Annotated in this window: 21 protein-coding genes; 8 read left to right on the forward strand and 13 right to left on the reverse strand. The window is 66.5% G+C overall.

Annotation, left to right across the window (positions count from 1 at the left end):
* Position 1: 1 nt before the first annotated feature.
* From KYC_RS21295 to KYC_RS21310, 4 genes are all read right to left on the reverse strand, one after another.
* Positions 2–2050, reverse strand: a complete 2049-nt coding sequence (locus KYC_RS21295; protein ID WP_008166254.1) for a type VI secretion system Vgr family protein — start codon at positions 2048–2050, stop codon at positions 2–4.
* Between the two features lie 273 nt (positions 2051–2323).
* Positions 2324–4813 carry a TonB-dependent siderophore receptor gene (locus KYC_RS21300; RefSeq protein ID WP_008166255.1) on the reverse strand — a complete coding sequence of 830 codons (2490 nt, stop codon included), beginning with the start codon at positions 4811–4813 and terminating at the stop codon, positions 2324–2326.
* Positions 4814–4920: 107 nt separating this feature from the next.
* Positions 4921–5874: a FecR domain-containing protein gene (locus KYC_RS21305; RefSeq protein WP_008166256.1), complete on the reverse strand. Its 954-nt coding sequence runs from the start codon at positions 5872–5874 to the stop codon at positions 4921–4923.
* Positions 5871–6386 (reverse strand): sigma-70 family RNA polymerase sigma factor, encoded by a 516-nt coding sequence (locus KYC_RS21310; RefSeq protein ID WP_008166257.1) that lies wholly within the window; start codon positions 6384–6386, stop codon positions 5871–5873. The genes KYC_RS21305 and KYC_RS21310 overlap by 4 nt, the downstream gene beginning before the upstream one ends.
* 202 nt (positions 6387–6588) lie before the next feature.
* Here KYC_RS21310 and KYC_RS21315 point away from each other — a divergent pair, with 202 nt between their 5' ends.
* Together KYC_RS21315 and KYC_RS21320 are read left to right on the forward strand one after the other, a co-directional pair.
* Positions 6589–7608 carry a histone deacetylase family protein gene (locus KYC_RS21315; protein WP_008166258.1) on the forward strand — a complete coding sequence of 340 codons (1020 nt, stop codon included), beginning with the start codon at positions 6589–6591 and terminating at the stop codon, positions 7606–7608.
* Between the two features lie 20 nt (positions 7609–7628).
* A complete protein-coding gene (locus KYC_RS21320) occupies positions 7629–8594 on the forward strand; it encodes a LysR family transcriptional regulator (protein WP_008166260.1) in 966 nt (321 codons plus the stop codon).
* A 15-nt stretch (positions 8595–8609) separates the two neighbouring features.
* On the opposite strand, the gene KYC_RS21325 is transcribed toward KYC_RS21320, so the two are convergent.
* A complete protein-coding gene (locus KYC_RS21325; protein ID WP_008166262.1) occupies positions 8610–10190 on the reverse strand; it encodes a GGDEF domain-containing protein in 1581 nt (526 codons plus the stop codon).
* 62 nt (positions 10191–10252) lie between these two features.
* Positions 10253–10771, reverse strand: coding sequence for a GNAT family N-acetyltransferase (locus KYC_RS21330; protein WP_008166264.1), 519 nt, complete (start codon positions 10769–10771; stop codon positions 10253–10255).
* A gap of 273 nt (positions 10772–11044) precedes the next feature.
* On the opposite strand from KYC_RS21330, the gene KYC_RS21335 reads away from it, so the two are divergent.
* From KYC_RS21335 to KYC_RS21345, 3 genes are all read left to right on the forward strand, one after another.
* Positions 11045–12169 carry a metallophosphoesterase gene (locus KYC_RS21335; RefSeq protein WP_008166266.1) on the forward strand — a complete coding sequence of 375 codons (1125 nt, stop codon included), beginning with the start codon at positions 11045–11047 and terminating at the stop codon, positions 12167–12169.
* A gap of 305 nt (positions 12170–12474) precedes the next feature.
* A complete protein-coding gene (locus KYC_RS21340; RefSeq protein ID WP_008166269.1) occupies positions 12475–13353 on the forward strand; it encodes an RNA ligase family protein in 879 nt (292 codons plus the stop codon).
* Entirely contained in the window at positions 13350–14486 is a 1137-nt protein-coding gene (locus KYC_RS21345) for an AAA family ATPase (RefSeq protein WP_008166271.1), read from the forward strand. The genes KYC_RS21340 and KYC_RS21345 overlap by 4 nt, the downstream gene beginning before the upstream one ends.
* A 6-nt stretch (positions 14487–14492) precedes the next feature.
* Here KYC_RS21345 and KYC_RS21350 read toward each other — a convergent pair whose 3' ends face one another.
* The gene (locus KYC_RS21350; protein WP_008166274.1) at positions 14493–15392 is read right to left on the reverse strand and encodes a LysR family transcriptional regulator; all 900 of its coding nucleotides are present in this window, start codon (positions 15390–15392) and stop codon (positions 14493–14495) included.
* 71 nt (positions 15393–15463) lie between these two features.
* On the opposite strand from KYC_RS21350, the gene KYC_RS21355 reads away from it, so the two are divergent.
* The 3 genes from KYC_RS21355 (at position 15464) to KYC_RS21365 (ending at position 18244) form a co-directional block, all read left to right on the forward strand.
* Positions 15464–16711, forward strand: a complete 1248-nt coding sequence (locus KYC_RS21355) for a CaiB/BaiF CoA transferase family protein (protein ID WP_008166275.1) — start codon at positions 15464–15466, stop codon at positions 16709–16711.
* Positions 16708–17187, forward strand: a complete 480-nt coding sequence (locus KYC_RS21360) for a MaoC family dehydratase (protein WP_008166276.1) — start codon at positions 16708–16710, stop codon at positions 17185–17187. The genes KYC_RS21355 and KYC_RS21360 overlap by 4 nt, the downstream gene beginning before the upstream one ends.
* Positions 17188–17278: 91 nt before the next feature.
* Positions 17279–18244 carry a Bug family tripartite tricarboxylate transporter substrate binding protein gene (locus KYC_RS21365; protein WP_008166277.1) on the forward strand — a complete coding sequence of 322 codons (966 nt, stop codon included), beginning with the start codon at positions 17279–17281 and terminating at the stop codon, positions 18242–18244.
* Here the strand turns inward: KYC_RS21365 and KYC_RS21370 are convergent.
* The 6 genes from KYC_RS21370 to KYC_RS21395 all read right to left on the reverse strand — a co-directional run bounded on the left by KYC_RS21370 (position 18241) and on the right by KYC_RS21395 (position 23792).
* The gene (locus KYC_RS21370; RefSeq protein ID WP_043519049.1) at positions 18241–18723 is read right to left on the reverse strand and encodes a hypothetical protein; all 483 of its coding nucleotides are present in this window, start codon (positions 18721–18723) and stop codon (positions 18241–18243) included. The two genes, KYC_RS21365 and KYC_RS21370, sit on opposite strands and share 4 nt — an antisense overlap.
* Before the next feature lie 12 nt (positions 18724–18735).
* A complete protein-coding gene (locus KYC_RS21375) occupies positions 18736–19608 on the reverse strand; it encodes a hypothetical protein (RefSeq protein ID WP_008166279.1) in 873 nt (290 codons plus the stop codon).
* Positions 19609–19881: 273 nt separating this feature from the next.
* Entirely contained in the window at positions 19882–20256 is a 375-nt protein-coding gene (locus tag KYC_RS21380) for a tautomerase family protein (protein ID WP_008166287.1), read from the reverse strand.
* Between the two features lie 137 nt (positions 20257–20393).
* The gene (locus tag KYC_RS21385; RefSeq protein ID WP_008166288.1) at positions 20394–21644 is read right to left on the reverse strand and encodes a quaternary amine ABC transporter ATP-binding protein; all 1251 of its coding nucleotides are present in this window, start codon (positions 21642–21644) and stop codon (positions 20394–20396) included.
* On the reverse strand, positions 21641–22498 hold the full coding sequence (locus KYC_RS21390; protein WP_008166290.1) for an ABC transporter permease: 858 nt from the start codon (positions 22496–22498) through the stop codon (positions 21641–21643). The genes KYC_RS21385 and KYC_RS21390 overlap by 4 nt, the downstream gene beginning before the upstream one ends.
* Before the next feature lie 292 nt (positions 22499–22790).
* Positions 22791–23792, reverse strand: a complete 1002-nt coding sequence (locus KYC_RS21395) for an ABC transporter substrate-binding protein (protein ID WP_008166292.1) — start codon at positions 23790–23792, stop codon at positions 22791–22793.
* Positions 23793–24125 lie beyond the last annotated feature (333 nt).

Here is a 24125-nt window from a genome sequence, read left to right on the forward strand (position 1 = left end):
GTCATGCTTCCTTGTCTAGCGGGCATTCTTCGATCAATGGCGTCCCTTCGCGTATGGCGGCCTCGATTGCCTTGACTTGGTTGGAACCTGGCGAGAGCACACGAACGTTGCCTTTGAAGAGGATGTTCGGCGCATCCAGGCTGATGCCGTTGCCATCGAGGACGACAGTGCCGGCGGGCCCCCGAATCAGGATGCGGTCGGTGCCTTGCAGCACATAGTCGCGAGTCATCGTGCGTAGGGATGTCTTGGCCTCGATGGACTGGACGCCTTCGATAACCACGGTGTCATGCTCGCCAATTTTTATGGTCCGGCTGGAGGCGATTTCCTCTCGTTGCGAGTTGCCGACTTTGCGGATTTCGTTGCGGTCGATCGTGTCGAATACGTCCTGGCGGATATGTTGCTTGCGATCCCGGCCGACACTGTGGGTGTCGTCCTGGCCGATGTTCGTGTTGCGATCTCGACCAACTCCATTGGTCTGGTCGTTGCCAACCGATCTGGTCTCGTCGTGATTGACGTGGATGTTCTGGTCTTTCTGCGCGTGGACGTAGATCTCTTCCTGGTCGTTTTCGTCCTCGAAGCGGATTTCGTTGTAGCCCTCGCCCTTGTGGGTCTGGGTCTTGATGGTCATGCGCGTCTTGTGTCGCGGCAGTTCGTAGGGCGGCAATTGCAGGCGGTTGTAGGTGCGCCCGGTGATCACCGGCTGGTCCGGATCGCCGTCGTAGTACGAGACGATGACCTCCTGGCCGATGCGCGGGATGGCCATGTGGCCCCAGGTGGCGCCGGCGATGTTCTGCGATACGCGGATCCAGCAGGAACTGTGCTCGTCGTTGCGGCCTTCGCGGTCCCACGGGAACTGCACTCGGACACGGCCGTATTCGTCGGTAAATATTTCCTCATTTTTTGGGCCCACCACTACGGCGTTTTGCGGGCCGTCGATGCGCGGCCTGGGCAGCGGTTCGGCACGCCATTCGGCGTCGTCCGGCACCAGTTCGGCTTCGTAGCGGTAGGGCGTGCCCTGGCCGGCGTCGGCGCTTTCTTCGGCCTGGCTGGTGTGCTGCGTGCCGTAGTGGACGATGTTGACCGGCCGCCAGCCGCGGTTCATATCGTCCCGCGGGTGGCCCGCCAGGGTGAAGGAGATGCCGGGCTGCAGGCGCGGATCGTCGCCCTCGACCACGGCCATGCGCGCGTCGCGGCGGTGACCGCGCAGGCGGTTCTGCGCAAAGGGGCGGCCAACCTCGTCGAACTTGGCGCGGGCGGGGTAGTCGTAGCGCTCGTAGCGGGCGCCCTGGTGACCCAGGTCCTGGCCGTCGCGGCTGTGTTCGTGGGCGTAGCTGGGATGCTTGAAGGTGTAGTCGCGCTGCGTCTGGCGCGCGGTGCGCACGTTCTCGGCATAGGCGAAGCGGCGCAGCGCAGGCTGGGGCTGGTCGCCTCCGGGCGTGGGGTTGTATTGCACGGGCTCGTCGCCGATGCGGCCGTGGATGAACAGGCGATCGCTGTGGACCAACTGGTGCCCCTCGGCGCTGTGGCGGAAGGAATAGAAAAAGCCTTCCTCGCGCATGATGCGCTCAAGAAAGTCGTAGTCGGTGTCGCCGGCCTGCACGCAGTATTCGCGAACCAGGTGCTCGGTGGTGACGCGCTGTTCGTAGTCCTGCGTCAGGCCGTGGGCCTTGAGCACGGCCTCGGCAATCTGCGGGACGGTAAGGGTCTGGAAGATGCGCCAGTCCGCGCTGAGCTTCAGGCGCGCCAGGCGCGGCTCGACGACGGCGCGGTAGCGGGTCCGTCGGAAGCCCGTGTTCTCTTGGGAAAATGCGGAAATGGCCCCGTGCACGTAGCGGACCGGCGTGTCGCCGTGCCAGATGGTCAGGCGCGCGGGGCGGTCCAGCACCAGGCCGAAGTCCACGGCGGGATTGGCGCAGGCCAGGTCGATGGAAAGCAGATAAGTCTGGGACAGCGCTTCGCGCAGTTCGAATTCGATGACCTCGAATGCATCGTGCGGCGCTTCGCTGCCGATGAGGTCGAAGGTGAAGCGCAGGTCGGATTGGGAAGGCAAGGCGTGCTCCGTACAGCGGCAGGCCTTGTTCGCCGGAAATGGCGAATAGTCCGCCTGTGAACAGGCGTCCCGTTTGAATCGACGGATTGCAGTGGACGCGCTTGGACTTAGCGCTCAATCCTGCGCAATTGCTGGCTTCCCGTATACGGGACTAGTCCTGATCTATCGGGCGATTGCTAAGACTTTCTCTATTAATCTCGGAAGAGGGGCTTCCGCGCGAAATAGTTGGAAACGCAGGCCGCGGACGCGCCGGCATGGCGCGCCCGCGGCGCCTCACCACGAATACTTCAGCGTCGCCAGCACCAGCCGTCCCGCGCCGTACGTGCACGCGGTGGCCGTTACGCACGTGCCCACATAAGTGCGATCAAACAGATTGCTGGCATTCAACGATAGCGACAGGCCGCGCATCGACGGCTGCATCTGGCCGAAGTCGTAGGACAGGGCGGCATCCACCAGCGTGACGGCGGGAATCCTCAAGGTATTGGCCGGGTCGCCCCAATCGGACCCGATGTACCGCACGCCCGCGCCCAGGCCCAGCCCCTGCAGCGGTCCGCCCTGGACTTTGTAGCCCAGCCAGGCCGAGGCCTGGTGGGCCGGCGCGTAGTACTGCTTCTTGCCCTGGCGCGACTCGGGCACGCCGTTCACGATGTCGGTATTGGCGCTGCGGGTCACCACCGCGTCAACATATCCGTACGAAGCGATCAGGTCCCAGCCCCGCGCCAGATTGGCCTTGCCTTCAAGTTCGATGCCGCGCGCGCGGATCTGGCCGGTCTGGGTCTGGAAGCCGGGCGGGCGCCCGGGCGTGGTGTCGCTGGTAAGGACGTTGTCCTGCGTCAGCTGGTAGGCCGACAGCGTCACCAGGCTGTCGCTGCCCGGCGGCTGGTACTTCAGGCCCGCCTCGATCTGCCGGCCCTCGGTCGGCCGGAACGGATTCGACTCGAAGTCCGTGCCGCCCGTGGGTGCGAACGATGTGGAGTACGCCACATAGGGCGCCAGCCCGTTGTCCATCAGGTAGGTCAGCCCGGCCCGGCCGGTGAATGCCGAATCGTCCTGGGTCGTCTTGCCCCCCGTCAGCCGGTTACGGGTGGCGCTGCTGGCCATGTCGTAGCGCCCGCCCAGGGTCAGCAGCCAGCCGCCATAAGAGATCTGGTCCTGCGCATAGAAGCCGGACTGCTCAGTGTCCTGGCGCGTGTCGATGCGCGGGATCAGGTCCTTCAGGCCGGGACGCGGCCTGCCATAGACCGGATCGAAGAGATCCAGCGCCGGCACCCCCGCAATGACGTTGGCGAATTTGTACGTGTCGCGCATGTCCAGGTAGTCGAAGCCGACCAGGAACTCGTGTCCGACCGGACCCGTGTCGAATCGCGCGATGGCCTGGGTGTCGACGTTGAGCGTCGTGCCGGTGCCCTGCCCGCGCGTCATGGTGCGCGACCAGGTGCGCATGTCCACGGGGTTGAGCAGGTAGCCGACAGCGGTGCGCGCTTCGCCGCGCATGTGGCTATAGCGCAGTTGCTGCTTGACGCTCCAGGTGTCGTTGAATGCGTGCGTGAACAGGTAGCCGGCCGAGTACTGTTCGCGGTCGTAGCGGTCCCAGCCCGGTTCGCCGGGGAAGCGGTCGCGCGGTATGCGGCCGTTCGGGTTGGAGTACAGCGTGCCGGCCGCGGGCAGGTTGCCGTACAGCGGCACCTGATGGTCCTTCTGATAGAAGCCCAGCAGGCTCAGCGAGGTGGCCGCGGAAGGCCTCCAGGTCAGCGCCGGCGCAACGAAGCGGCGGTCGTCCTCGGTGTAGCGCGACGACTGCGCCGCGTCGCGCGCCAGCGCGACCAGCCGGTAGCTCCATTGTCCGGCCTCGTCCACCGGGCCGCCCAGGTCCAGCGCGGCCTGCGCCCGGCCGTAGCTGCCCGTCTGCAGTTCGATCTCGCGATGCGGCGTGGCGGTGGGCAGCTTGCTCACCATGTTGATCAGGCCGCCGGGGTTGTTCTGGCCGTAGAGCACGGACGACGGCCCCTTGAGCACCTCGATGCGCTCCAGCCCATAGGGCTCGATCTGCAGCATGCCGAAGCTGTAGGCGCCAAAGGGCAACCGCGCGCCGTCCAGGTTGTTGCGCGCGCCGAAGCCGCCCCGCAAATAGATGTTGTCGTAGCGCAGGTCGGTGCTGCCGCCCGGTGCGTAGACGCCCGGCGTATAGGCCAGCGCCTCGACGATGCTGCGCGCCCCGCGCGCGGCGATCTCATCGCGCGTGACCACGTTGACCGTCTGCGGGATCTCCAGGATGGGCGTATCGGTCTTGGTGCCCGTGCCGCTGCGCAGCGCCACGATGCCCGCGACCGGCCCGTAGGCGGACTCGCCCACGCCTTCCACGCGCACCGCGGGCAGCACGGCGGTGGGCGCCGATGGCAGCCGCCGCAGCGTGTAGACATTGGCCCCATCGCGCCGCGCCGCCAGCGGCGTGCCCGCCAGCAGGCGCGCCAGCCCCTCGTCCACCGTCCACGCGCCCTGCAGGCCGGCCGTCGTAAGGCCCTCTGCCAGGCCGGGATCGAACGACAGATTGATGCGCGCGGCGCCCGCGAATGCGGTCAGCGCCGGCCCCAGCGGTCCGGCGGGAATGTCGAAGCGCGCAAGGCCGGCCGCGGCGGGCGGGCTGGCCGCGCCGGACTGGGCCTGCGCGGCCAGCGGCGCCGCCATGGTCAGCGCCGCGCACAGTGCGCCTGCGGCGGCGCGGCATAGCGGCCCGGCCGCGAAAGGTTTGAAACTGGAATTCATGCTGATCCCGACAGAGTGCAAGCGAAGGTGCTTTATGGACTTGTCGGATGAAATTCAAAAAGGGGCCAAAAATTTTTCCAGACCGCAATCGCCCCCGCGCATCGCCTTCAGGCAGGCACGACGCTGACCCAATAGCGGGTGCGGTACACCACGCGCACCGGCAGGCTGCGCGACACGGCAAGCAACGCGGCGTCGGTGTCGTCGGCCTGGAAGCCGCCGGAGATTCTCAGGTCCGCCACCTGCGGGTCGCAGCGCAGCAGGCCAGGCCGGTAGCGGGCCAGCTCTTGCAGGAAGTCCGCCAGGCGCTGGTTGTCCGCGTACAGCACGCCGTCCAGCCATGCCTGCGGCGGATGCGGACTGGCGGCGGGCGCCTGCGTTTGCGCAGCGGAGAAGTCCACGCTTTGCCCCGCGTCCAGCACCACGCCCGACAGCGCGGCGCGCGGCTGCACGCGCACGCGGCCTTCAATGACCGCCACGCGGCTGCTGTCCCGCATCTGCCTGACCGCGAAATACGTGCCCAGCGCCTGCGCGCTGCCTTCGGCCGTATGCACCACCAGCGGCCGCGGATCCGGTGGTTCCGCATGCGCCGAGCGCAGCAGGATCTCGCCTTCCCGCAGCCGCACCTGACGCTGCGAGCCGTCGTAATCCAGGTCCACGGCGCTGGCGGTATTGAGCACCAGCAGGCTGCCGTCGGGCAGCTCGATCCGGCGACGCTCGCCGCTACGCGTGGCGTAGTCGGCCGTCCATTGCAGCGGCGCCGCCCGCCACGCCAGCCAGCCGGCGGGCGTGGCCACGATCAGGCCGGCCAGTACGCGAAGCGCGGCGCGGCGCGGCGCCGCCGCGTCCACCGTGGCGCGGCCCAGGCCCGGCGGCAATCCGCCCAGCTTGGCCAGCACCGCCTGCGCCCGCGTCCAGGCGCGGTCGTGCTCGGCGCTGCGCTGGCGCCAGCGCTCGCAGGCCAGCCGGTCGGCTTCGGAAAAGCGGCCGGAATGCAGGCGCACCAGCCAGTCGGCGGCCTCGCCGGCGATCTTCGGGTCGATCGGAGCGGACGCGGCGCTCATTCGGCGGCCAGGATGCAGTGCGTGAAGGCGTCGGCCATGTAGCGCTTGACCGTACGCACGCTGACGCCGAGTTCGGCGCCGATCTGTTCATAGGTCAGCCCGTCCAGCTGCGACAGCAGGAATGCCGCCCTGACCTTCTCGGGCAGCGCCGCCAGCAGCGCGTCCACCTCGCGCAGCGTCTGCAATATCGCCAGGCGCTGCTCTTCGGACGGCGCATGGCGCTCCGGCATCGCGGCCAGGGCTTCCAGGTACGCCTGCTCCAGCGCCAGGCGCCGGTACATGTCCGCCATCAGGCGCTTGGCGATGGTCGTCAGGTAAGCCCGCGGTTCCTGCAAATCGGGCATGGCTCGCCGCCGGTAGGCGCCCAGCAGGCCGGCGAAAGTGTCCTGTGCCAGGTCCGCGGCGTCCGCGCTATTGCCCAGGCGGCGCCGCAGCCATCCGAACAGCCAGCCGTGATGCGCGTCGTAGAGACGCTGCACGGCAAGGGCGGGAGATTGCTCGGAGGTCGTCATGGGAGCACAGGCAAATTAGCTGAATAGGAAGCAGTCGCAATTATCCAGATTAAGCCCTTCCCTGACAACGCTGTCGCGCCGCCCCCATTTACCCAGGGGTTATCCCTCATAAGCACAACAAATACGCCGGATAAGAATTCATAATTTCTTTTATGCGGCCGCCGCGCGTATAACAGGCAGTCCACTCAAGGGGTTACACGGCATGAAGGCATACTTTCACGACGATCAGAAGCTACACCATCCGCAGACCTACTTTTCGCGCGGCAAGATGCGCACGCCCCAAGAGGTGCCGTCGCGCCTGGACGGGCTGGTGCAGGCGGCCCGCCGGCTGGGCTTCGACGTGCAGACGCCGGCCGACCACGGCGCGGGCGCCCTGTCGGCCGTGCATTCCCTGGACTACCTGCGCTTCCTGCAGGACGCCCACGAAGACTGGATGAAGCTGCCCGGCGATTGGGGCGGAGAAGTGGTCTCCAATGTGTTCGTGCGCGAGCCCAACGCGCTGCGCGGCGTGCTGGCCAAGGCGGGACGATATTTGGCCGACGGCAGTTGCCCGGTCGGCCCGAAGACCTGGCATTCGGCGTACTGGTCCGCGCAGTGCGCCGTCGCGGGCGCGGAAGCGTTGATCGCCGGCGACCGCCGCGCCTACGCCATCTGCCGACCGCCCGGCCACCATGCGCGGCGCGACGCCGCGGGCGGCTTCTGCTACCTGAACAACGCGGCCATCGCGGCGCAGCGCCTGACCTCGCGCTTCCCGCGCGTGGCCATCCTGGACACCGACATGCACCACGGCCAAGGCATCCAGGAAATCTTCTACGACCGCAGCGACGTGCTCTACGTGTCCATCCATGGCGACCCCGAGAACTTCTATCCGGTAGTGGCCGGATTCGAGGACGAGCGCGGCGTCGGCGAGGGCTACGGCTACAACATCAATCTGCCCATGCCGCACGGTTCGCCCGAATCCGTCTTCTTCGACCGGCTGGCGCAGGCGCGCCGCGCGATCACCCTGTTCCAGCCCGACGCGCTGGTGCTGTCGCTGGGCTTCGACATCTTCGAAAAGGATCCGCAGGCGATGGTCAGCGTTACGGAAGACGGCTTCGAACGCCTGGGCCGCGAGGTCGGCGGCCTGGACCTGCCGACCCTGATCGTGCAGGAAGGCGGCTACTACATCGAAGGGCTGGAATCCAACGCCACGCGGTTCTTCACCGGGCTGGCCGGCGCCTGACCGGGCCGTCCGCAACGCCCATGCCGCAGCGTCCCGCTCCCGCCTCCGCCCAGCTTGCGCCCGAGCGCATGGACTGGAACCTGCTGCGCACCTTCATGTTCGTGGTGCAGGAGCGCGGCGTGGGGCGGGCGGCACAGGCCCTGCACCTGAGCCAGCCCGCCGTCAGCCAGGCGCTCAAGCGCCTGGAGGACGCCGTGGGCGGAATGCTGCTGCACCGGCGCAACGGCGAATTCCGCCTGACCGGCCTGGGCGACGAGATCTACGCCATCGCGCGGGACATGTACGGCACGATGGCCCGCATCGAAAACGCCGCGGCGCGCGACACGGCCGAAGTCGCGGGCACGCTGCGGCTGCTGGTGATGAGCAAGGTGCAAAGCCCTGCGTACGACGACTTCCTGGCGCAGTTCCATCGCCGCCATCCCAGGATCGAATTTCACGTCGACGTGTTACCCAGCGCCGCCATCCTGGACGCCCTGTCCAAGCGCGTGCCCGCGCTGGGCATCTGCCTGTGCCGCAAGCCCGTCCCGGCGCTGGAGCTACGCCTGTTCCTGCGCCACCGCTACGCCGTGGTCTGCGGCCGCCATCACCCGCTGTTCTCGCGGCAGCGCGTCGGCATCGAAGACCTGATGGACCAGAATTTCGTCTGCTTCACCAGCGACCAGATCGGCGACACCCTGTCTCCGCTGACCATATTCCGCGATCAGCAGGGCTTTACCGGCCGGATCGTGGGCACGTCCCCGAACATCGAAGAGATCCGCCGCATGGTGGTTGCAGGCATCGGCCTGAGCTTCCTGCCGGAACACCTGATCCGCCAGGACGTCGCGGGCGGCGAGCTGCGGCGCCTGCCGCCCGGCGAAGCCGTCGCGGAGATCGACGTCTTCCTGGCCTGGCACCGGCAGCGCAAGCCGACGCCAGCCGAGACCGCCTTCCTGGCCGCATTCGAGCGCTTCCTGAGCCTGACGCCGCTGGACTCGCGCGCCGGATAAGGCGCGGCGATCCTGTCAGGGCGGCGCCCCGCCCGCCCAGAGCGTCACTCGGTCGCGCCCGTCCTGCTTGGACTGATACAGAGCCTGGTCCGCGCATTTGATGACCGCCTGCGGCGACTCGCCGTCGCGCGGCCATAGCGCCACGCCGACCGACACGGTCACATGGCCAACGCCGTCCGGCATCGGCTTTTTCGCAACCGCCGCCCGGATCCGCTCGGCCGCCAGCATGGGGCCCTGCGGTGCGGATGCAGGCACGACCACCACGAATTCCTCGCCGCCGATGCGAAAGGGCAAGTCTTCCGGCCTCAGGTTGTCCTGCAGCGTCCGGGCCATCGCGATCAGAACCTTGTCGCCGGCCGGATGGCCATGGACATCGTTGACCTGTTTGAAGTGGTCCAGGTCAAGCGCAATCACCGCAAACGGCGTGCCGGCGGCCACCAGTTCGTCGATGCGCTCGCGCAAGGCGCGGCGGTTCATCAGCCCTGTCATGGGGTCCGTCATCGACTCCGTGTTCAGACGCCCCACCTCGTCGCGATGCTGCGCCAGGGTGTCCGCCAGCGCCTGCCGCAACGTCTCGGCCTCGTGGTACCAGGTCTTCCGGGTGCTGGCCTTCAGCGCCTGATCACTCGCCGGCTCCGCGCTGGCAAGCGCGCCTGTCAGCCGGGTCAACGGCCGGGCGATGGCATACGCGCAGGCGCAGACCAGTAACAAAGTCAGCGCCACTGCCGGAACGGCGAGCAGCAGCGATTCGCCCAACAGGGCTTTTAGGGGCGAAAGCGCATGCTCCAGCGGACGCTGCACCACCACCGCCCAATTTCCCTTGATCAGCGGAACATAGCCGGCCAGCACCGGTTCCCCGGACGGGTCCAGGACTTGCGCGGCGCCCGGCCCCGCGGTCGGCGAGATATTGGGCGTGACCGAGCTGACCACTTCCGCGTCCGCGCCCGTGGCGTTGTGCCGGTATAGCACCTGGCCCGCCACGTTCACGAGATAGACGGATGTGCCGTCGGCATAGGCATGCTGACCGATCAGCCGGTCCAGGCCGCTGCCGCGCTCCAGCACGACGATGGCCGCAAGATAGCCCGCGGGCGCGCCCTGCCCGCCCGCGACGGGCTCCACCAGCGTCAGCGTCGTCTGCCGGGTGCCCGGCAGGCAGCAAGGGCTGACCCAGTAGCCCGCCCGCAGTTCGCGCACGCCCAGGTCACCAAGCTTCGTGATGGCGGCAAGCTGCGGCAGGCCGCCGTCCGACCGCCCCGTCACGCGTCCGTCGGCGTCGGCCAGCAGCACGGCGGTGACGCCCTCGATCCTGGCCGCGGTGAGCGACAATTCGGCTTCGAGCGTATCGGGCGCGCCGGCCGCGTGCAGGATGCGGCCTGCACTGGCGGTCAATTGCCTGTCCGCAGCCTGGATATACAGGTTGATGACGTCGGCCAGTTTCTGCGCGTAGGCCAGATTGGATTCAAGCGTGTTCTTGACCGCCTGCGTCTTCTGCACCTGATATCCGGCATACATCGCATTGAAAAAGCCGACGGCCACGCTCAGCACCGCCAGCGAGATCAGCACGGTCAACAAGCGCACTTTGCGTTCTTTTGCCATGATTCCCCTGGACCTGCCGGAAAAACGCAGAATACCGAACTATCTTTTCGTTTTCCAGGATTTCACTGTGCCGCCGCGGCCGGCAAGCGCAATGCCACGCGCCGCTGCGCGGGCAGGCCATGCGCCGCCTCGGCAGCCAGCACGTCCGCCAGCCGCGAACCGGGCGGCGCATCCGCTTCCCGGAAGCCCAGCCGCGCATACCAGGGCGCGTTCCAGGGAAGGTCGCGGAAGGTGGTCAAGGTGACGGCGGACAGGCCCGCGGCGCGCGCATGCTGGCAGGCTGCGCGCATGAGCCGTCCGCCGATGCCCATCTGCTGATGGCCTGCGTCCACGGCCAGCTCCCAGATATGCAGTTCATCGCCGCAGACTTCGGCATCGACAAAGCCGCACAGCGCCCCCGACTGCGCCTGCGCGACCCAGACGGTTCGCTGCGCAATCAGCCGCTGGTGCGTGGCCACAGGCAGCACGCCGTCGCCGGCAATCCATTCCAGCCCGGCGACAGAGCGGAACAGATCGGCCGCGGACGATTCAATCGCGGGCAGCAGCGCGGCGTCTTCCGGGCGGGCGAGACGGATCAGCATGGGATGGACGGCTCCGAAGTTCTGGCGGCTGGGATTCTACGACGCGCGGAGTCATGCCGTGTCTTCAACCGCATATTCATGCGGCTCATCTGCCCCGCAAGCGCGCGCTGCACGCCACGGCGGACCGCCCGCGCACCATAGGCGATCCCTGTCACCGAACCTTCGCGCGATCCGGTGTCTAATCACCGCTCTCTCGCGGGATATGCCGCGATGGTCTTCGCAGCGAATGCGGCCATCGCGGCCCGAACAACAACGACCCTCAGGATTTCGCACGTGTTTCATGTCATCGCAGGCCTCATCGCGCTGTACGTCATCTGGCGCTTCGTCCGGCCGCTGAAATGGCCCGCCGCCGCAAAAATGCTGTTGGCGGCCCTGCTGCTGCTTGCAGCGGAGCACCACCTCATCACCCGCAACTTCTTCGGCACGATGGCCTCGCCGGAAGTGCCGGGTCCGGTACTGATGACGCTGGGCTGGGCGTTCGGCGCCCTGATTCTGCTGGCCATCTTCCTGTTCGTGACGGACTTGGCGGGCCTGGCCCTGTCGGCGTTTTCGCGCAGCCGCGGGCGCGCATTGCTTTCGTGCGCGCGCCTGCGGGCGGGCCTGGCCTGCGCCGCCGTGGCCCTGTCCGCGCTGGGCGTATGGCAGGCCGTGCGCGTGCCCGACGTCAAGACGATCGAGGTCGCCCTGCCCGGCCTGCCGCGGGCATACGACGGCTTTCGCATCGTCCACCTGACCGACCTGCACGCCAGCCGGCTGTTGCAGGCGGACTGGATGCGGGCTGTCGTGTCCAAGACCAATGCGCTCAACCCGGACCTGACCCTGATCACCGGCGACCTGGTCGACGGCACGCCCGAAGCCCGCGCCAATGACGTGCTGCCCCTGCGCGACCTGCGCGCCCCGCACGGCGTGGTCGCGATCCCTGGCAATCACGAGTACTACGCCGACTATGTCGGCTGGCTGAAGGCCTTCGAGCAGCTAGGCCTGCGCATGCTGCTCAATGAGCACATCACCATCGAACGCGACGGCCAGCCCCTGGTGCTGGCCGGCATCACAGACAGCGCGGCGGCGCGCGGCGGCCAGCCGTTGCCGGACATCGCCGCGGCCATGGCGGGCGTGCCGCCGTCGGCCAGCGTGATCCTGCTGAGCCACCGGCCGGTGGGCGCCGCGAAGCACGCAAAGGCGGGCGCGGACCTCCAGCTGTCCGGCCATACGCACGGCGGGCAGATCCTGGGGCCTCATCTGCTGACGCAATTGGCCAATGAGGGCTACGTGTCCGGCATGTACCAAGTGGACGGCATGCAGCTCTACGTGAGCAATGGCGCGGGCCTGTGGCCCGGCTTTCCCATCCGGCTGGGCCGGCCCTCGGAGATCACGCAGATCGTGCTGCGCGCGGGCTGAGCGTCGCGCATCTGCCACGGCGGCGCGTTGACAAGCGCCGCCGCGCTGACTTAGCATTCGGGCCTGCTTTACAAACCCCTCTTCTTTTTGGGTGCAACCGTGTCCGCCATTCGTCAAATCGCCTGAACGCCGACGAGTACCATCCTGGTACCGTGGTCAGCCTGCCCGCATCCGCTGCTCGACGCCATGTAATGAGCACACCCCCCGCCTGGCAGGCGCGGTTCCAGGAAGCGCAACACCTCCCACCCCCGCTTCCCCCCCGTAAGACTTCGTCGTCGGCTTTTCCCATCTGCTGGAGAAGACTCATGACGCTGGATTTCTGCGCCTACGCGCAATCGCTGGACCTTTACCGATACCCCCGCACGCCCCACCTGGAAGGCTCCCGCCTGCAAGATGGGGACGAGGGCCATGGCCACGTGCCCTACCGCAAACTCGCGGGCCAGACGCTCGTCGTCGAAGAAAAGCTGGACGGCGCCAACACCGGCATCAGCTTCAGCCCCTCGGGCGAACTGCTGCTGCAATCCCGCGGCCATTATCTGGTCGGCGGCGGCCGCGAGCGGCAGTTCAGCTTCATCAAGTCCTGGGCCGCCGCCCACGCGGACTGGCTGCTGGAACGGCTGGAAGACCGCTATGTGATGTACGGCGAAACACTGTCGAAGAAGCACTCCGTGTTCTACGACGCCCTGCCGCATCACTTTTTCGAGTTCGACGTGCTGGACCGCCGCACGGGCGATTTCCTGTCGACAGACGCGCGCCGCGCGCTGCTGGCCGATGGCCCGGTGCTGTCGGTTCCCGTGCTGTACCAAGGCGCGGCGCCGGCGCGGCTGGGGGACCTGAAGGCGCTGCTCAAGCCATCGCTGGCCAAGACGGCCGGCTGGCGCGAGGCGTTCGAAGCGACCGTGCTGCGCGAAGGCCACGACCTGGCGCGCGCCTGGAAGCAGTGCGACAAATCGGACCTGTCGGAAGGCCTCTACATCAAGGCCGAGGCGGACGGCAAGACCGTCGCCCGCTACAAATGGGTGCGCCGCGATTTCGTGCAGGCCATCCTGGATTCGGACATGCACCATTCCGAGCAGCCCTATGTGCCCAACCTGCTAGCGGACGGCGTCGACCTGTATGCGCCGCGCCTGGCGCTGGACTGGGACACGTTGCGCGCCGCCACTGACACCGGGGAGTCATCATGAAGTACGAACAAATGCGGGCGCTGGCGCCCGCCCCGGGCCAGGACCCGGACTACGCGGCGTGCCTGGCGGCATTCCCCGCGCTGGAATTGGCCAAGACCACGCCGCAGGATCCGCGCTATCACGGCGAGGGCGACGTGTGGACGCATACGCGCATGGTGGTGGACGCACTGCTGGCGCTGCCGCAGTACCAGGCAGCGTCGCGCGCCGACCAGGAAATCGTGTTCCTGGCCGCGCTGCTGCATGACGTGGCCAAGCACAGCACCACGGTGGTGGATCCGGTCACGGGCGCCATCGGCCAGCCAGGACATTCGCGCAAGGGCGCCATCGACGCGCGCATTGCGCTGTGGGACGCGGGCGCGCCGTTCGCCGTGCGCGAAGCCATATGCCGGCTAATCGCCACGCACCAGGTGCCGTTCTTCGCGCTGGAAGGCTCGCGCCGGGGCAAGTCGCCGGAGTTCATCGCGCGCGAATTGTCCTGGCAACTGAGCGTGCCGCTCCTGGCGATGCTGGCCGAAGCCGACATGCGCGGCCGCATCTGCCCGGACGCCGGCCGGGTGCTGGACAACATCGCCCTCTTTTGCGAACTGGCGCGCGAAGACGGCTGCTTCGGCCAGCCCCGCGCCTTCGCCGACGCGCACACCGCCGTCAGCTATTTTCGCGGCGCCGACGTGCATCCCGACTACGCGCTGTTCCAGGAGCCGGGGTCGCGCGTCATCGTGATGTCGGGCCTGCCGGCATCCGGCAAAAATACCTGGGTTGAGGCCAACCATCCTGACCTGCCCGTGATTTCGTTCGACGACGCGCGGGAAGAGCTGGGCCTGCGCCACGGCAAGAACGAAGGCATGGTGGCGCACCTGGCGATAGACCGCGCCAAGGCGTTGCTGCGGGCTCGGGCGCCGTTCGTGTGGAACGCCACCAACCTCAGCGAGTTGATGCGAAAAAAGACGCTGGACCTGCTGTACGCCTACCAGGCCGAGGTGGAACTGGTCTACCTGGAAAAGCCGCGTGCCGAATTGCTGCGCCGCAATGCCCGCCGCGACACGTCCTTGTCCAACAAGACGCTGACCGGCATGCTGCACCGCTGGGACCTGCCGCTGCCCACTGAAGCGCACTGCGTCTCGTACGCGGTGTAGCTCAGTTCAGGCCGCCCCAGGCGCCAGCATGCTGTCGCGCAAGCGCAGCACCGTCGCGCACGACGTATCGCGATGCGTCACCAGCGACAGCGACAGGGCGCCGTTCGCGTCGGCGTCGGTCAGCTGCACAAAGGCCACGTGCGGCGTGGAATAGGCGCGCGTCACGCCCGGCACCAGCGCCACCCCCATGCCGCTGGCCACCAGGCTGACCAGCGTCTGCACCTGGATCGCCTCCTGGCTGATGCGCGGCGAAAAACCCGCCTTGTGGCACAGCGCCAGGGTCACGCCGTTCAGCCCGGGCACCTTGGCGGGCGAGTACTGCACAAAGTTCTCGGAACGCATGCGCTCCAGGGCAATCGGGCCGGCGGCCGCCAGCGGATGCGCGGCGGGCACCGCCAGGATCAGGTCGTCGCGCTCCACCACCCAGGAGTCCAGCGCGCTGTCTTCGGCCAGGGGCCCGCGCACCAGGCCCGCGTCGATCTCATTGGCGTGCAGCATCGCCACCAGCCCGACCGTGCTGTCTTCGCGCAGATCCAGCTGCACATCGGGATACTGCGCGCGGAACGCCGGCAGGCATCGCGGCAGCAGCATATAGGTGGCGGAACCCACGAAGCCCAGCCGCAGCGTGCCCCATTCGCCCAGGGCCACGCGGCGGGCGGCCTGACGCGCCTGGTCGGTATGAAACAGCGCGCGGCGGGCGTCGGCCATCAGGGCATCCCCGGCGGGCGTCGTGGTCACGCCCTTGGCGCCCCGCACCAGCAGCGGCACGCCCACGGCATGCTCGAGCTTCTGGATGGACACCGACAGCGCGGGCTGCGCAATGTGCAGCGCGTCGGCGGCGCGCCGGTAGCTCCCCAGCTCGGCGATGGTGATGAACTGCCGTAGCTGCCGCAAATCTATAGCCATAACAAATTCCATATCGAGCAATACCGAAGCCATATTAGACGGGTATGTCTGGCGCCGATAGGATTTCCGGCATGACATCCTTTCCCTCCCCTGGCGCCGGCGCGCTGGACGGCGTCCGCGTGCTGGACCTGACGTCCGTGGTGTTTGGCCCCTATGCCTCGCAAATCCTTGCCGACTACGGCGCCGACGTGATCAAGGTCGAGGCCCCCGCCGGCGATTCGACCCGCCGCACAGGGCCGTCCCAGGAACCCGGCCTGTCCGCGATTTTCCTGGGCCTGAACCGCAACAAGCGCAGCATCGTGCTGGACCTGAAGCAGGCGCAGGCGCGGCAGGCGCTGCTGACGATGGTGGACCAGGCCGACGTCCTGATGCACAGCATGCGTCCGGCCAAGATGGCCGCGCTGGGACTGGACCCGGCCACGCTGTGTGCGCGCAACCCCAGGCTGGTCTATGCCGGCCTGTACGGCTTCGGCGAAGGCGGCGCCTACGACGGCCGGCCCGCCTACGACGACATCATCCAGGGCCTGTCGGGCTTTGCCGACCTGGTCGGCCGCCAGACCGGCGCGCCGCGCTACCTGCCCACCGTGGCCGCCGACAAGACCTGCGGCCTCATCGCCGCGCATGCAATCCTGGCCGCCCTGTTCCAGCGGTCGCGCACCGGCACGGGCCAACAGCTGGAAGTTCCCATGTTCGAGAGCATGGCGTCGTTCGCGCTGGTCGAGCACTATTACGGCCGGCACCTGGCCGACCAGCCCGGCGACGCCGGCTATCCACGCGTGCTGACACCCTGGCGCAGGCCGTGCCAGACCGCAGACGGCCACGTCTGCCTGATGCCCTATACCGACGCGCATTGGCGCGACTTCTTCACGGCCGCCGGCCGCCCCGACCTGGCGCAGGATCCGCGCTTTGCCGACATCTCCGCGCGCACCCGCAACATCGAGACGCTCTACGAACTGCAGGCCGGGATCGTCGCCGCGCACGACACCGCGCACTGGCTGGCCCTGTGCGAACGGCTGGAGATTCCCGCCGCGCCCGTCAACCGGCTGCAGGACCTGGAAACCGATCCGCACCTGCAGAGCGTGGACTTCTTCGTACCGCTGGAAAGCGCGTCCGGCAGCCGCTACCGCTTTCCCCGCAACCCGGTGCGCCTGGCGCAGTCCCATGTGCCGCCCGCCATGCCCCCGCGCCTGGGCGAACACACGCAGGACGTGCTGCGCCAGGCCGGCCTTGCGCCCGCCGACATCGCGGCGCTGCTGGAAACCGGTGCGGCCCGCGACGCCTCCGACCTTAATCCCGACAACCGCAAGGACCCCGCATGACCCAGGACAGCACCCCTCAAGGCATTGCCCGGCTCGGCCAGGGCTACTACTGGCAGGACCTCGTCGTCGGCCAGCGCTTCCATACGTTCCGCCGCACGGTCACCGAGACCGACATCGTCAATTTCATCAGCGTCACGGGCATGCTGGAAACGATCTTCATCGACGCGACTTATGCCCACGGCGCCATCCAGGGGCGGCCCGCCCCGGGCGCCCTGACCTACGGCCTGATCGAAGGCCTGATCATGCAGGGCATGGTGCAGGGCACGGGTCTTGCGCTGCTGGAAGTCCACAAGAAGATGCTGGCGCCCGTGGTGGCCGGCGACACCATCTGGGCCGAGATAGAAGTAACGGGCGTGCGCCCGACCTCGCAGCACAATCGCGCGGTCGTCACGTCCGCCATCGAGGTCCGCAACCAGCACGGCAAACCCGTGATGGCCTACACGGCCACCCGCATGCTGGCCGGCAGGCCGGACTGAACCCGCATCCGTCGGCAAAGCGCCCCGCGCAGAGGGCGACGCCGGCGGCTTGCGTTTCGCAGTACCCATAACAGCACAAGGAGACAAAACCATGAAAAAAGCATTGCTGGCTGCAAGCCTGGCCGCCCTGGCGTTGGGTGGAGCATCGAGCGCCCAGGCCGCGTGGCCCGAGCGGCCCATCACGATGGTGGTGCCCTTCCCGCCCGGCGGCCCCACCGACCTGGTCGCGCGCGTGCTGGCCAAGCAGCTTACCGATCAGCTGGGCCAGACGGTCGTCGTGGAAAACAAAGGAGGCGCCAACGGCAACATCGGCATGCAGTACGCAGCCGCCGCCAAGCCCGACGGCTACACCGTGCTGTACAACACCTCGTCCATCGCGCTCAGCCCCAACCTCTACCGCTCGCTGGCGTTCGACCCCGTGAAGGACTTCGCGCCGGTCTCCAGCACGGCGGTGATTCCGCTGGTGCTGCTGGTGCATCCGTCGGTGCCGGCGGACACCGCACCGGCATTCGTCGACTACGCGCGCAAGCATCCCGGAAAACTGTCGTACGGGTCCGCCGGCGCGGGCAACGTTACGCACCTGGGCGCCTTGCTGCTCCTGCGCTCGCTGGACATCGACGCCGTCCACGTCCCCTACCGCGGCAGCGCGCCCGCCATGACGGACCTGGTGGGCGGACAGGTGCAGGTGATGACCAACACGCTGAACGATTCGCTGGGCTTCATCCGCGAAGGCAAGCTGCGCGCGCTGGCGGTCACCAGCGAGGCGCGCAGCGACCAGCTTCCCAATGTGCCGACCGTGGCGGAAACCGTGGCGCCGGGCTTCGGCATGGGCGCCTGGCAAGGCGTCGTCGTCCCGGCCGGAACGCCGGCGCCCGTCATAGAAAAACTGAACGCCGAGATCCTGCGCGCGCTGAAATCGCCGGAAATGCAAAAGCAGCTCAAGGTGCAGGGCGCCCAGGCGCTGGGATCCACGCCGCAGGAATATGGCGCCTATATCAAGAGCGAAATCGCGCGCTGGGGCGAGGTGGTGAAGGCGGCGAATGTGAAGCTGGATTAGCGCTTGCCGGCGAAGGGTTCGAACACATACTTTTCGCCGTACTTCTCGCAGTCGGCCGCCAATTGCTTCCATGCTCGCGTGCTAAGCGTATTAGGGAACATGGCGGCCCTATCGCCTTCTTCGTATGTGTCCCTGCCCCACTTTACGCCGTCGAGTTCGTTCATCAGGCTCGACTCGCGGATTTCTTTGTCCAGATTGCCTCTCCAGAAAACCAGACTTTCCTCTTCGCTCCAATGCAGCCAGACTTGCGAACCGCCGGCCTTCCAGCGGTATCCAACCAGGCAGAAGTGATTCGTCTGTCCGTCTTTGCCTAGATACTTCAACCGGTTCGCGATGACCCGCTCGGGTTGTTGGTAATAGGGGCTGGCAGAGACGGTAAAGCGCTCGTCCGGAGTATTGCGAAAAGGTGCGTCGGGCAAATCGCCCGCGGCGGCTAGCGCAGGGCACGACAGCACCAGCGCTGCAATCATTTTCTTCATGGAGATACTCATTCAACGGATCTTGAGGACTTCGGATCTGTAGGCCGGAGTCAAGGTGTAGAAATCTTGGCCGCCCTTTGTTTGAAAGAAGACGAAGTTTGGCCCTGGGCTGGCAGACAAATGTGTCCGCCAAGCGTACAAGCCAGTAGCGCAGGGGTCGGCGACAGCCTCGGTGCTTTGCGCGACTTCGATCGCGGCTTTGACGAACAACCGATAACGTTGGTAGCGGCCGTCCGTGGCGTCGTTGGCGATACTTAACGTTCTATTGATTCGCCGCGTTAGCTCCGAAGGCAGCACCGGATAGTTTTTGAAGAAAGCGACCTGCCCCGGGATCCTGACCACGTCGACAAGATTTCGGATCGCTTTGGGATTTAAGGATGCAGGCTTCAATGAAAAGTGCTGTGCACCCGCGCTCAGACGGTTCTGCAAGACGCGCTTTATCCACATCATGCTTTCCAGCGCATCTGATTGACCGGCATAGCGTTCATCGTCGGGGCTCACGGCCTCTGCGATCAGCAGCCTTGCCAACAAGCCGGCTTCAGTACCTTCGCTCGGCAATTTGAGCCCCGGCACAACCTTGACCCTAAGCCGCTGCGTACTGGGATCAATCTTGATCATCGGCTGTTCGTCGACAAACGCGGCCACCTCAACGAATTTCTCTTGCTGCGAATTCGTGGCAAGTGAAATCAGCTTGATCGACTGTTCTCTATTCCTGTGATCCGGCCTGATTGCCTCAACTCGAAGCACGGAAGGTTGGTTTCCCTTGAACACCAGGTGCTTCTTATTGGGTCCCAGGCCAAGGACTTTGAGCAGCAGTTCGTTGCCCTGAACCAAAGTGATTTCGGAAGGAAGGGCCGAGCGGTCATTACGATGCAGCGTTGCCATGCAGGGATTCACCTCGCGTATACAAAACAGTAGGCGGCAGAACTGGGCCGCCTCTAACTTTGTACTTGCGTGGATTCACGCCCGGCTATGGGGATCGTCCTAAATTCCAGATATCGTTGATATGCGGTGACGGCGTCGGCTTGTGGCAGGGCCGACTGGGCCGGACAGCTTCTCTTGCATGCAACCGGTGTCTGACACCCGTGTGAGATGCGCTTCAAGCCGAGGCCGCTCGCCATGGGTGTCAGACACCTGCCCCGGAGGGGCTATCCGCTATTACCTTCCCGCCGCCTTGGCGCTCAGCCCGTTGGCCACGCCCATGTCGGTCTTGGGCACGTCGCGCAGCAGCACGCGGACGTCTTCGCCGGAGATGTCGATGCTGGCGCACACGGCCTGGTTCAGCGCGGCGATCAGGGCGGCCTTCTTGGCCTCGTCGCGGCCTTCGATGAGTTCGACGTCGACACGCGCCATGCGCTTGCCGATCTCGCCCGCCACGATCACGTGTTCCGCGGGGACTTCCTGCAGGACGATGCGCACGCTGGGCAGCGGCGCGGCGATGCTTTCAACGACGGCGTTGGACGCGGCCTTGAGCAGGGCGGCCTTCTGGGCGGCCGAGTGGCCTTGCAGGATCTGGACATTCAAGATGGGCATGACGGAATCCGATTTTCCAAGTAGGGGGAAACCGGCCTGACCGACCGGCCAGCCATCATATCGTGACTGCGCCCGCGTGCAAGAACATGCACGCGGGCGCAGTTGCGGACGCCATGGCGCCCGTGGGAGACCCGAAGTCAGGCCGCCTTGTCGTGGTGTTCCGGCTGGGGCTCGGCAGGCGGCTCGACCGCGTCGGCCGGGACCGGCGTGTCGGCCAAGGCCGGCGTCACCAGTTCCACCACCTTCTTGCGCGACAGCATGCCCAGGAACTCGTCGTCTTCGCCCGTCACCGCGACCGGTTGGTCGCTGTGCACCAGCTGGGCCAGCACTTCGCCCAGGCCCGCAGTGGCCGGCACGGAAGCCAGGTCCTCGACGAAGCGCGACACATCGCGCGCGCCTTCCTGGATGGCCTGCTCCGCCGCCTTGGCCGTCAGCACGCCCGCCAGCCGCTTGCCGTCCAGCACCGGCGCGTACTCGTAGTTCAGCGCGTTCATGCGGTCCAGCGAATGCGCCGGGCGCGAACGCATGGTCAGGGTCAGGCGCGCCGGATTCACGGCGTGCGTGGCGTTGAGCACCTTGGTGCGGTTCACATCCTGTAGGAACGACTGCACATAATCGTTGGCCGGGTTCAACAGGATGTCTTCAGGGGTGCCTTCCTGGACCAGTTCGCCGTCCTTCAGGATGGCGATGCGGTTGCCCAGGCGCAGGGCTTCGTCCAGGTCATGCGTGATGAAGACGATGGTCTTGTTGAGCTTGGCCTGCAGCTGCAGCAGCTGGTCCTGCATCTCGCGGCGGATCAGCGGGTCCAGCGCCGAGAAGGCTTCGTCCATCAGCAGGATTTCGGCGTCGGTGGCCAGGGCGCGCGCCAGGCCGACGCGCTGCTGCATGCCGCCGGACAGTTGGTGCGGATACTGGTTCTCGAAGCCGGACAGGCCCACCTGGTCCAGCCATTCGCGAGCGCGCTTCTCGCGCTCGGCCTTGGGCACGCCCTGCACGGTCAGGCCGTACGCGGCGTTGTCCAGCACGGTACGGTGCGGGAACAGCCCGAAGCGCTGGAACACCATGCTCATCTTCTTTTGGCGGAAGACTTCCAGGTCGCGCTTGTTCAGGCTGACCACGTCCACGCCGTCGACCAGGATATGGCCCGAGCTGGGCTCGATCAGGCGGTTGAAGTGGCGGATCAGCGTGGACTTGCCGGATCCCGACAGGCCCATGATGACGTAGATGCTGCCCTCTTCGATGGACAGGCTGATGTCGCGCAGGCCCAGCGTGTGGCCGCTTTCGGCCAGCAGCTGTTCCTTGCTCATGCCGCTTTGGGCGGCTTGCAGCCATTTCTTCGGGTGCGGTCCGAAGACCTTGTAGATGTTCTTGACCTCGATCTTGCTCATCGCTGGCCTCCCATGCGCATGCGCTGTCCATACGATTGCGTGATCCGGTCGAACAGCACGGCCAGCACCACGATGCCCAGGCCGGCCAACAGGCCCCGGCCCACTTCCAGGCGATTAATGCCCAGCAGCACTTCATAACCCAGGCCGCGCGCGCCGATCATCGACGCGATCACCACCATCGACAGCGCCATCATCGTGGTCTGGTTGATGCCCGCCATGATGTTGGGCAGCGCCAGCGGCAACTGCACGCCGAAGAGCTGCTGGCGGGGATTCGCGCCAAAGGCGCGCGACGCTTCCAGCACCTCGCGGTCGACCAGGCGGATGCCCAGGTCGGTCAGGCGGATGAGCGGCGGCACGGCGTAGATGACGGTCGCGATGATGGCGGGAATCTTGCCCAGGCCGAACAGCATGACGACGGGGATCAGGTACACGAAGCTGGGCATGGTCTGCATCACGTCCAGCACGGGCAGCATGCCCGAGCGCAGCCAGTTGACCCGCGCCATCAGCACGCCCAGCGGGATGCCGATCAGCACCGACAGGCCGGCCGCCATGATCATGAGCGCCAGCGTCTGCATGCCGGCGTCCCACAGGCCCAGCACGCCGATCACGCACAGCAGCGCGCCCATGGCCAGGCTCAGGCCGATGCGGCGGCTGACGCCGTAGGCGATCGCGATTGTGACCGCGACCACCGCCCACCAGGGCGAGTTGCGCAGCAGTTGCTCCAGCCACACCAGCGCGTGCAGGACCGGCTGGGAGAGCTTCTCCAGCGTGTCAGCGTAATTGGTGACCAGGTGATCGACGAAACCGTCGATCGCCCCCCGTACCTGACGGGCGGGAATAATTTCAGGAAACATGCATTCGACTCCATTCTGGCGCGCTCGCCGCCCGTGTCGCCACCGGGCACGCCGGCGCAGCGGTAACAAACGAGACTGAGACTGGCGCCAGGCACCTGGACGGACCGCTGAGGGCGCGGGTCCGTTCCGCATCGGCGCCTGGCACCGGAATCACTGCCACCGCGGGTGGCGGCACAAGCACGCTTGCCGGGCCGGACGCATGCGTCCGGCCGGCGGCCATCCCGGCAAAGAGGTCCGGTTCTTGAAGGAACCGGTACGCGCCACCGCGGCGCGCAGCCAGGATCACAGTGCTTTACAGCGCGCTTTGGACGCGCCCGGCGACGTCGGCGGGGACCCACTTGGTCCAGACGTCGGGTTTGTTCTTGAGGAACCACTTGGCCACGGCGTTGGACTCGTCGCCGGACTCTTCCATGTGGGCCAGGGTTTCATTGATCACCGGCAGCGGCACCGACACCTTGGACAGGAACTCGGTCAGCTTGGGCGCCTGCTCCGAGAACTTGGTGTTCACCGCGGTGAAGACGGGATTGTCGGGATAGGCGCTGGGCTCGGGCTTGGCGCACTTGCTCGACGTCAGGCACTTGTGCTTTTCGGCGTCGTAAGGCGGCATGTCCAGCTTGACCAGGTCCATCGCGCCGACCAGGGGCGTGGGCGACCAGTAGTAGAAGACCACGTTCTGCTTGCGCTTGTAGGCCGACATCAGGGCCGCCTTCTGCGCCGCGCCCGTGCCGGGCGAGTACAGCGTGTAGGTGTCGTCCAGCTTCAGGGCGTGGAACAGGTTGTTGCTGGTGACTTCGCAGCCCCAGCCCGCCGGGCAGCCGTAGAAACGGCCCTTGCCGGGCTCTTCCGGATCCTTGAATTCGTCCTTGAACTTGGGCAGGTCGGCCGCGGACTTCAGCTCGGGAAGGCGCTCGGCCGTGTAGCGGGGGATGTACCAGCCCTCGGCGCCCATGTACAGGTCGCCGATGCGCTTGACCTTGCCGGTCTTCTCGGCGCGGTCCCAGGGATCGGCCACGCTGTTCAGCCAGATTTCGGTATTGATGTCCAGGTCGCCGCGCTCAAGCGCGGCCAGGGCGGGCAGGGTCTCGGTGGGCAGGGTTTCGGTCTTGCAACCGTAGCCCTTCTCCATGATGAAACGTTCGACGTCGACCAGGACCAGGTTGGATTCCCAGTTCATCGCGCCAAAGGTGACGGGACGCTTGATTTCGCACTGCGGGGCGTCGGCGGCTTGGGCCGCTCCGGCGAAGGCGAACAACACGGCCGCGGCGGCCAGGGTCTTGACAGGGGTAAAACGCATTGGCTTTTGCCTCCATAGGTTCAGGCACACACGCCAGGCTTGGCCTGGGAGGCGCCATGGAGCTAAGGGGGTTGTGCGGAAGACGGGCAGAACCGCCAATACAAACCGACACTAGCAACAAGACGGTCCGCGAGGGACGCGGCGTCTTGCAAGACAGGAGTTTCAAAAACGAGTTTTTGAAAACCCACAGAAAGTGAACAAACTGAACGAAGAAGGCAGCATCTTAAACGAAATTGCTGCGCAGACCAACCCCGGACATGAATTAACCGGAAACATTCGGGGCAAATTCGCACAGGGATAACCCCTAGTCACCCTGGGAGGAAGATGCATTTC

The sequence above is a fragment of the Achromobacter arsenitoxydans SY8 genome, from assembly GCF_000236785.1.
Classification (GTDB): Bacteria; Pseudomonadota; Gammaproteobacteria; order Burkholderiales; family Burkholderiaceae_B; genus Achromobacter; species Achromobacter arsenitoxydans.

Bases quoted from the DNA above. Each gene is read 5' to 3' on its own strand.
- KYC_RS21395 (WP_008166292.1), bottom strand. From the start codon at position 23,792: ATGCGTTTTACCCCTGTCAAGACCCTGGCCGCCGCGGCCGTGTTGTTC.
- KYC_RS21380 (WP_008166287.1), bottom strand. From the start codon at position 20,256: ATGCCCATCTTGAATGTCCAGATCCTGCAAGGCCACTCGGCCGCCCAG.
- KYC_RS21365 (WP_008166277.1), top strand. From the start codon at position 17,279: ATGAAAAAAGCATTGCTGGCTGCAAGCCTGGCCGCCCTGGCGTTGGGT.
- KYC_RS21390 (WP_008166290.1), bottom strand. From the start codon at position 22,498: ATGTTTCCTGAAATTATTCCCGCCCGTCAGGTACGGGGGGCGATCGAC.
- KYC_RS21315 (WP_008166258.1), top strand. From the start codon at position 6,589: ATGAAGGCATACTTTCACGACGATCAGAAGCTACACCATCCGCAGACC.
- KYC_RS21310 (WP_008166257.1), bottom strand. From the start codon at position 6,386: ATGACGACCTCCGAGCAATCTCCCGCCCTTGCCGTGCAGCGTCTCTAC.
- KYC_RS21350 (WP_008166274.1), bottom strand. From the start codon at position 15,392: ATGGCTATAGATTTGCGGCAGCTACGGCAGTTCATCACCATCGCCGAG.
- KYC_RS21370 (WP_043519049.1), bottom strand. From the start codon at position 18,723: ATGAAGAAAATGATTGCAGCGCTGGTGCTGTCGTGCCCTGCGCTAGCC.
- KYC_RS21355 (WP_008166275.1), top strand. From the start codon at position 15,464: ATGACATCCTTTCCCTCCCCTGGCGCCGGCGCGCTGGACGGCGTCCGC.
- KYC_RS21305 (WP_008166256.1), bottom strand. From the start codon at position 5,874: ATGAGCGCCGCGTCCGCTCCGATCGACCCGAAGATCGCCGGCGAGGCC.
- KYC_RS21320 (WP_008166260.1), top strand. From the start codon at position 7,629: ATGCCGCAGCGTCCCGCTCCCGCCTCCGCCCAGCTTGCGCCCGAGCGC.
- KYC_RS21345 (WP_008166271.1), top strand. From the start codon at position 13,350: ATGAAGTACGAACAAATGCGGGCGCTGGCGCCCGCCCCGGGCCAGGAC.
- KYC_RS21385 (WP_008166288.1), bottom strand. From the start codon at position 21,644: ATGAGCAAGATCGAGGTCAAGAACATCTACAAGGTCTTCGGACCGCAC.
- KYC_RS21360 (WP_008166276.1), top strand. From the start codon at position 16,708: ATGACCCAGGACAGCACCCCTCAAGGCATTGCCCGGCTCGGCCAGGGC.
- KYC_RS21375 (WP_008166279.1), bottom strand. From the start codon at position 19,608: ATGGCAACGCTGCATCGTAATGACCGCTCGGCCCTTCCTTCCGAAATC.
- KYC_RS21300 (WP_008166255.1), bottom strand. From the start codon at position 4,813: ATGAATTCCAGTTTCAAACCTTTCGCGGCCGGGCCGCTATGCCGCGCC.
- KYC_RS21340 (WP_008166269.1), top strand. From the start codon at position 12,475: ATGACGCTGGATTTCTGCGCCTACGCGCAATCGCTGGACCTTTACCGA.
- KYC_RS21325 (WP_008166262.1), bottom strand. From the start codon at position 10,190: ATGGCAAAAGAACGCAAAGTGCGCTTGTTGACCGTGCTGATCTCGCTG.
- KYC_RS21330 (WP_008166264.1), bottom strand. From the start codon at position 10,771: ATGCTGATCCGTCTCGCCCGCCCGGAAGACGCCGCGCTGCTGCCCGCG.